This is a genomic window from Verrucomicrobiia bacterium (assembly GCA_019634635.1).
GTDB lineage: Bacteria > Verrucomicrobiota > Verrucomicrobiia > Limisphaerales > UBA9464 > UBA9464.
Genome location: JAHCBB010000017.1, coordinates 95294 through 102460, shown reverse-complemented (window position 1 = coordinate 102460; position 7167 = coordinate 95294). Strand labels below are relative to the sequence as shown.

The following is a 7167-nucleotide window of genomic DNA, read 5'->3' as shown; positions in this document are numbered from 1 at the left end:
AGCATTCGTTCATTGGGTCCGCGTCAACCGCCGGGAGTCAGGACTCGACGAATCCGTCCGGACCCGCCGAAGGTCGCCCTGCCATGGACTCCCTTCAATCCCTGATCTGGCATGACGGCAAGCTGTTCGGCATCGAATGGCACTGGTGGAAGGTCGTGGGGTGGACGGGCAACGTGGCGTTCATGTCCCGCTTCCTGGTCCAGTGGTATGCGACGGAGAAGCGCAAGGAGGTCGTGGTGCCGGCCGCCTTCTGGTGGCTCAGTCTGGTGGGATCGTGGCTGCTGCTTTCCTACGCAATCTTCTCGGCCCGGAACTCCGTGTTCATCTTCGCAAATGCGTTCAACTGGATCCCGTACCTCAGAAATCTGGTGATTCACCGCCGGCACCTCAAGGCGCACATGACGTGTGCCGCCTGTTCGCGGGTGAATCCCCCGCAGGCCCGGTTCTGCATGGAATGCGGCCGGAGGCTGCCCGAGGAGTCCGGCCCGCGGACCTGAACGGGATTCGTGGGCTGAAGCCGTCGTGGGGCGGCGTCACACCGGTGCCCGCGCGTACGGCAGCGCCTCACCCCACCTGCTGTCGCCCCATGGCGTCGCGTCAGGGTGTCAAGGTGGGGGCGGTGTCCGATGCCGGGCCGTCCGGCGCGAGGGCCCGAAGCCCGAAGTTCGCGAGGACGTTGCTCGCATAGTCGGGATGCTTCCAGGCCACCTGTTGAAACTTCGGAATCAGGCCGAGTGCCGGAGCAATGGCCGCTTCGGTGCGCACCACGGCGGCCTGTTGCACGAGCACCTGGTGGCGCAGCAGCTTGGTCTGGCGGTAGAGGAACAGGCACAGGCCGCCGGTCGTGAGGATGAGCCCCAGCAACACCAGCCGTACGGTCCCGCGAAGCTCGGCGACCTGCAGCCTCAGCGAGTCGAGCTCGGCGGGGATCTCCGGGGTGGAAGGCGACGTTTCCATCGGATCCTTCATGGGCGGCTCGGGGTCACCGGGACCCCGGCCGGATCGTTGGTCGTCGGCGAGAGTCGCAAGCCGGCGGCGGCGAGATCGGGAAGCAGGGCGGGGTTGACGCGGCTGGCGTAGGCGAAGGTTTCGCGCACCAGCCCGTTGAAGGCCTGCCGGTTGACCTCGCATTGCTTCAGCCGGCGGGCCTGCCGATTGTGCAGCACCGTGAGGTAGATGTGGAGCGCCGCCAGTGCCGCCAGCACCACCGCCAGCATGAGCTGGACGGCGGCGAGGGCGGGCATCAGGGACGGGCGTCGAGGACCCATGTCCCGAGGCTAGGCCGCGGAGCGTGGTGATTCCAATGCCAACTTGGCGGACGCCGCCCCCCCGGCCTGCCGGACGACACAAACTCCGTTGCCGTCATGGGGACGCCGCATACCCTCGCACCCGATGCATTCGTCGTTTCCCGCCCGTCGTTCCCGCCGCTTGCGGAGGCATCCGGCCCTGCGTGCGCTGGTTGAGGAAACCCGGCTGGAAACCACCGACCTGATTGCCCCCCTGTTCGTCAAGGACGGTGGACCGGGGCCGGATCCCGTGGACTCCATGCCCGGCGTGGTTCGCTGGCCGCTGGCCGATCTTGGTGCGCAGGCCGTCGCAATTGCGGCATTGGGCATTCCCGGCGTGATCCTGTTTCCCGTGACGGAGGCCGGGTTGAAGGATGACCGGGGATCCGCGGCATTGGATCCGGAGGGCCTGATCCCGCGCGCCGTCCGTGCAATCAAGTCCGCCGCACCCGATCTGCTGGTGTTTACCGACGTCGCCCTGGATCCCTACACCCGCCACGGTCATGATGGTGTATTGACGGCCGATGGGCGGGATGTGGACAACGACGCCACGGTAACCTTGCTGGCGGCCATGGCGGTGCTGCATGCGGGGGCGGGTGCGGACTTTGTGGCGCCGAGCGACATGATGGACGGCCGGGTGGGGGCCATTCGGCGGGCGCTCGATGACTCGGGGAACGTGCATGCCGGGATCCTTGCGTACGCCGCGAAATTCGCCTCGAGCTATTACGGACCCTTCCGCGACGCCGTGGGCAGCGCGGCGGCTGCCGGGACGTCTTCCCTGGACAAGCGGACCTATCAGATCAATCCCGCCAACCGCCGCGAGGCGATCCTCGACGCGCTGCTGGATGAAGCCGAGGGAGCGGACATGCTGATGATCAAGCCCGCCGGGCCGTACCTTGACGTGATTGCCGAATTGCGGCGTGAAACCCGGCTGCCCCTGGTGGCCTACCAGGTCAGCGGAGAGTACTCCCAGATCCATGCGGCGGCCCGTCTGGGCTGGCTCGACCTGGAGCGCACGCGCGACGAATCGCTCCTCGCCATCAAGCGCGCGGGTGCGGATGTCCTGGTGACCTACTTCGCCCGGGAGGTCGCCGCGGGATGGCCCCGCTGAGGGGGGGCGGAGTCCGGATGGCCGCGCGGATGATGGGCGAGGCGGTCGCCATCCCCGGTTGATGTCCGGCGGTTGCTCACGCACGTCGGATCCCGCCACGTTGCGGCACTCCGGAAGATTTGGATTGCGAATTGAAATTTATCCGACACTTTCCCGCGCCGTTTCGGGGCGCAAATGCCGCTCCCGAGACTCAAAAACTGATTAAGACTGTAATTGATTTGAAATCCCTAATGTACAATTCACGCTCCAACTCGATTCGATCGTTGACCCCGGCCGTGTTGTTGGCGGTTGCCATCGCGGTGCCAGCCTCGGCGGATTACCCCAACCTTGCCACCGTCGCAGCCACTGACTCCGTTGCAACCCTGGCCAATCCGGGATACCTGGCTGCGGCGGGCAGCTTTCTCGGAAACATCAATGGCAGTTCCTGGGAGTTGACCGCGCTCAGCGAGGTGTTCGGCGCCTACTCCCAGGAACCATGGGTGTACCAAGGCAAATCAGATGATCTCGATTTCGGTCCTTTCACCGGTAATCCCGAGACAACTCAAGGAATCTTGACGTTTGCAACGCCTCAAACCGGGCTCTTTGTGTTGGGGCTCAAAGGGGGGAACTCGTACAGTTGGTATTTGTTCAATGGGGGTGCGGACGGCATCGAGTCGCTCAATTTTGACACTTTGGGAATCCAGAAGGGCAACCGGAATCCGGGTCCCGAGCTGAGTCATGCGAATCTCTACACCGCCCACATCGCGGTTCCGGAACCCGAGCAGTGGACCGTGATCTTCGGGGGTCTCGCCGCCGCCGGCTTCGTCCTGCGCCGCCGTCGGCAGTAGCTTCTTTCATCTTCCCCGGCAAGATGTCCCGCCGCCGCGGGCATTCTTGCCGGGCCGGTCACTCCTTCCAGCGGCGGCCCATAACCTTTGGCTCCGGATCGTGCATCCCGGAGCATGGCGGAAGCGCGGTGGAGCGCGTCCGGGGGCGGGTCTCGACCGCTCTCGACAGAGGCCCCGTCCGGCGCGCTCGAGGTTTTCAGCACTTGTCCGCGCTGAAGGTTCGCCGTCCTTGCTGGTTCCAGCGACGGCGCATTCCAGCGAGCTGAACAATTTGGGGCAGCGAACGGCTCCGCGCGCGCTAAGTTTCTCCGCAGTCCGCATACAATCAGCACGCATTCCGCATCCCGGAGTCCACGGGTCCCGCTGCTTGCCAGCTGGGGAGATTGCGGAAAGGCTCGCCGGGTGCATCCACTCCTGAGTGTTCGGACGCTTGTCCGCTCCTTCGGTGCCGTGCGTGCGGTGGATGGGGTTTCGTTTGAGGTGCGGGCCGGGGAAATCTACGGACTCCTCGGCCCCAACGGTGCCGGCAAGACGACCACGCTTTCCCTCATCGCCGGACTGCTGAAGCCCGAGTCCGGGGAGATTGAGGTGGACGGGCAGCCGTTCTGGGCGGACCCACCGCGTGCCCAGCGGATCATGGGCGTGGTGCCGCAGGAGGTGGCGCTCTATGAGGAACTCTCCGGGCGCGACAATCTGGAATTCTGGGGGCGGCTGGCCGGGTTGTCCGCCCCTGCGTCCCGGGCCCGTGCCGCGGAACTGCTCGTTGCGCTGCACCTGACGGATCGCGGCGCGGATCCCGTGCGCCGGTACTCCGGCGGCATGAAGCGCCGGATCAACATCGGATGCGCCCTGCTGCACCAGCCCCGACTGCTCCTCCTCGACGAGCCCACGGTGGGCATTGATCCCCAGGCCCGTGCCGGAATTCTTGGGTTCATCCGTCAGCTGGCGGCGGGAGGAACCGCGATTCTTTACACGACCCACTATCTGGAGGAGGCCGAGGACCTGTGCCACCGCATTGGCATCATGGACAAGGGACGGGTGTTCGCCGAGGGCACGCTGGAGGAATTGCGGCAGCGCCTGGGCGGGGAGCGCGTCTTTGTGCTCGATGGCTCATGGGCCAATGAGGATCCCTCCACCTGGCCCGGGTTCGCCTCAGAGTTTCGGGTGCTGCGGAAGACCGATCGCCAGTTGACCGTGGCACCCACCGCAGCGCGCGATCCGGCCGGGGATCTGCGCCGCCTCCTCGCGCTCCCGATCCGGATCGAAAACCTCACACTCAAGCAGCCCAGCCTGAACGAGGTGTTCCTGCAGCTCACCGGACGGGACCTCCGGGAGTGACACGACCATGTTGCCCACGCTCATCGCGAAGGACCTGCGTCGCGCCATGCGGAATCCGGTGCCGTACCTCGTCCAACTGGGGGTGCCCCTGCTCATGACGGCACTGCTGGGCGCCGTGTTTGGTGGCTCCAACCCCGGTGAAGGCGGCCTTGGACGCATCCGCGTTGCGCTGGTGGACGAGGAGGACTCGCTCCTCGGCCGGCTCGTGCGGGGCGCGGGGGGCCAGGGGTCGGCCGGCCGACACCTCGACGTCGAAGTGTTGCCCCGGGACGAGGCCCTGAGGCGGGTCACGGACAACCGGGCGAGCGCCGCGCTCGTCATCCCGGACGGCTTTACCCGCGACTACCTGGCGGGACGCGCGGTCGCATTGACCCTGGTCAAGAACCCCGCGCAGTCCATTCATCCGGCCGTTGTTGAGGAATTGCTCGCCACCGGCACCACGCTGCTCGACGCGGTGCAGCGCAACTTCCAGGACGACCTCGCCCTCTGGAACGGGCTCTTCTCGTCCAACCGCAAGCCGGGCTGGACGGAGGTCGCCAGCGCCGTGGAGGCATCGGCGAGACGCCTGGGCAGTTTCGGTGAGCGGCTGGGTTCGCTTCCGGTCTGGTATCGGGAGGAATCCGCGGCCTCCACGGACTCCGCGACGGCGTCCGCGCCGCCGTTCAATCTGTTTGCGTTCCTGCTCCCTGGCCTGGCGGCGATGTTTCTCTTGTTCCTTGCGGACGTCGCCATGCGGGATCTGACGCGCGAAATCCAGCAGGGTACGTTCCAGCGCTTTTGCACCCTGCCGCCCGGACCGGCGGTGTTCGTGGCGTCAAAGTTCCTGTTCACCTTCGTGGCGGTCGTGCTGGGCGCCGTGATCCTGCTCGGCGGCGGCACCCTCCTGTTTGGTATCGCCTGGCGTTCACCGGGGGCGATGACCGTGCTCACCCTGACCCTTTCCCTGTTCTGTGCCGGCCTGCTGGCGTTTCTGGCCGCGATGCTGGGATCCGGTCGCCGCGTTGAGGTCTTCAACGGCGTGGTGCTCATGCTGCTGGGATTGTTGTCCGGATGCGCCTTTCCCGCCCAGTCTCTCCCGGCATGGCTTCGGGAGCAGGTGACACCGCTCATGCCGCCGGCATGGTTCGTCGGTGCGGTTCGGAGCGTGCAGTTTGACGACGCGGGCGCCGTCACCTGTCTGGCGGCCTCGGCGAAGCTCGCGGCGACCGGACTGTTGCTGGGCGCCGTTGCCGCATGGGGTTTCCGTCGGCGGTTGCGTCGCGGAACCCTGTAACTTCCGGGTTGTGATGCCATCCTCACCCCACGACCGCGGCGCCCCGGAGCGTCGCCTCGCAACGTGCCGGCGGATGCTGCGGGCGATGCTGCTGATCGGCCACAACGACCTGCGGATGTTCCTGCGCAATCGGGCGCTGGTCGTGTGGTTGTTCGTGATGCCGGTCGCGTTTGTGTTCTTTATGGGATTCGCGAACCGGGGTCCCGGTGCGCCGTCGGCGCCCCGGCCTTCCGTGCTCGTGGAAAACCTGGATGAGGGTCCCCTGGGGTCGGTGTTCCTTGAGGGTTTGGGGGCTCAGGGTCTGGACGTCCTGCCGCCCTCCGATGCCGCCGGCGCGCGCCGCGGGATCCGGGTGCCTGCCGATTTCAGCCGGACCATCCGTGCGGGGCGCCAGGGTTTGGTGGAGACCTTCACGGTGAAGGGGATCGAGGAGGACCCGGCATCGGCCCTGGTCGCGCTGCGTGTGGCGCGGGCTTTGATTGCGATGAACTCGGACCTGGTGGAACTGGCGGCGGCCCACCCGGGAGAGCCAGCCGACGCCGGGGCGTTGCGCGCCCTGCGGGAGCGTCCACCCGTCGTGCGTCTGGAGTCCGCGTTCGCCGGGCGAAGGCCGGCACCCAGCGGCTTCGGATTTTCGCTGCCCGGAGTGATGGTGATGTACCTGATGATGAACCTGCTGGTTTTCGGCGGCACGACGGTTTCGGGCGAGCGCAGGAGCGGGGTGCTCCGCCGCATCGGGACCCTGCCGGTGGGTCGCGGCGCCCTGGTCTTGGGGAAGATCCATGGCCTGATGTTGCTGGCCATCGTGCAGGTGGGGGTGTTGCTTCTGGCGGGGCGCTATCTGTTCCACGTCCCGATGGGGGGAGCCCCGGTGGCCCTCCTGTTGGTGCTGATGACCTACGCCTGGGTGGCGGCGTCGCTGGGCGTCCTGATCGGATCCCTGGTTCGTGCGGAGGACAAGGTGGTGGGGCTGTGTGTGCTCGTCAGTCTGGTGATGGCCGCGCTGGGAGGTTGCTGGTGGCCCATTGAGCTGGTGCCCCCCGCGCTGCAGCAGGTGGCGCACGCCCTGCCGACCGGGTGGGCCATGGACGCCCTGCACCAGTTGATCACGTTTGGCAGCGGATGGTCGGGCATCCGGCAGCCGTTGCTGGTGCTGTTCGGTTTCGGCGCGGCCGCCAATCTCGCCGCCATCCGCTGCTTTCGCAGTTGAGCGCGACGGTGGATTCGTTGGCCGCAGGCCTCTCGCCGGAGGCAGGCGGGTCCGTATCTGGGCGCCAGGGTCCCGGTCCTGAATCCAGACGACGGTGCGGCGGTCCACGTCCCGGAAGTTGT

At 66.8% G+C, this 7167-nt stretch carries 8 protein-coding genes; 6 read left to right on the top strand and 2 right to left on the bottom strand.

Annotated features, from left to right (window positions below; all coding sequences use genetic code 11):
• Window positions 1–83 precede the first annotated feature (83 nt).
• On the top strand, window positions 84–497 hold the full coding sequence (locus tag KF791_12920; GenBank protein ID MBX3733485.1) for a lipid-A-disaccharide synthase N-terminal domain-containing protein: 414 nt from the start codon (window positions 84–86) through the stop codon (window positions 495–497).
• A 100-nt stretch (window positions 498–597) separates the two neighbouring features.
• Here KF791_12920 and KF791_12915 read toward each other — a convergent pair whose 3' ends face one another.
• A complete protein-coding gene (locus tag KF791_12915; protein ID MBX3733484.1) occupies window positions 598–969 on the bottom strand; it encodes a hypothetical protein in 372 nt (123 codons plus the stop codon).
• Window positions 966–1268: a hypothetical protein gene (locus KF791_12910; protein ID MBX3733483.1), complete on the bottom strand. Its 303-nt coding sequence runs from the start codon at window positions 1266–1268 to the stop codon at window positions 966–968. Before KF791_12910 ends, KF791_12915 begins: the two co-directional genes overlap by 4 nt.
• Window positions 1269–1392: 124 nt before the next feature.
• Between KF791_12910 and hemB the strand changes: the two genes are divergently transcribed.
• From hemB to KF791_12885, 5 genes are all read left to right on the top strand, one after another.
• On the top strand, window positions 1393–2397 hold the full coding sequence (gene hemB, locus KF791_12905; protein ID MBX3733482.1) for a porphobilinogen synthase: 1005 nt from the start codon (window positions 1393–1395) through the stop codon (window positions 2395–2397).
• A 230-nt stretch (window positions 2398–2627) separates the two neighbouring features.
• Window positions 2628–3224, top strand: coding sequence for a hypothetical protein (locus KF791_12900; protein MBX3733481.1), 597 nt, complete (start codon window positions 2628–2630; stop codon window positions 3222–3224).
• Between the two features lie 402 nt (window positions 3225–3626).
• A complete protein-coding gene (locus KF791_12895; GenBank protein ID MBX3733480.1) occupies window positions 3627–4562 on the top strand; it encodes an ABC transporter ATP-binding protein in 936 nt (311 codons plus the stop codon).
• A gap of 7 nt (window positions 4563–4569) precedes the next feature.
• A complete protein-coding gene (locus tag KF791_12890) occupies window positions 4570–5835 on the top strand; it encodes an ABC transporter permease (GenBank protein MBX3733479.1) in 1266 nt (421 codons plus the stop codon).
• A 13-nt stretch (window positions 5836–5848) separates the two neighbouring features.
• On the top strand, window positions 5849–7045 hold the full coding sequence (locus KF791_12885) for an ABC transporter permease (protein ID MBX3733478.1): 1197 nt from the start codon (window positions 5849–5851) through the stop codon (window positions 7043–7045).
• The last annotated feature ends 122 nt before the right edge of the window (window positions 7046–7167 follow it).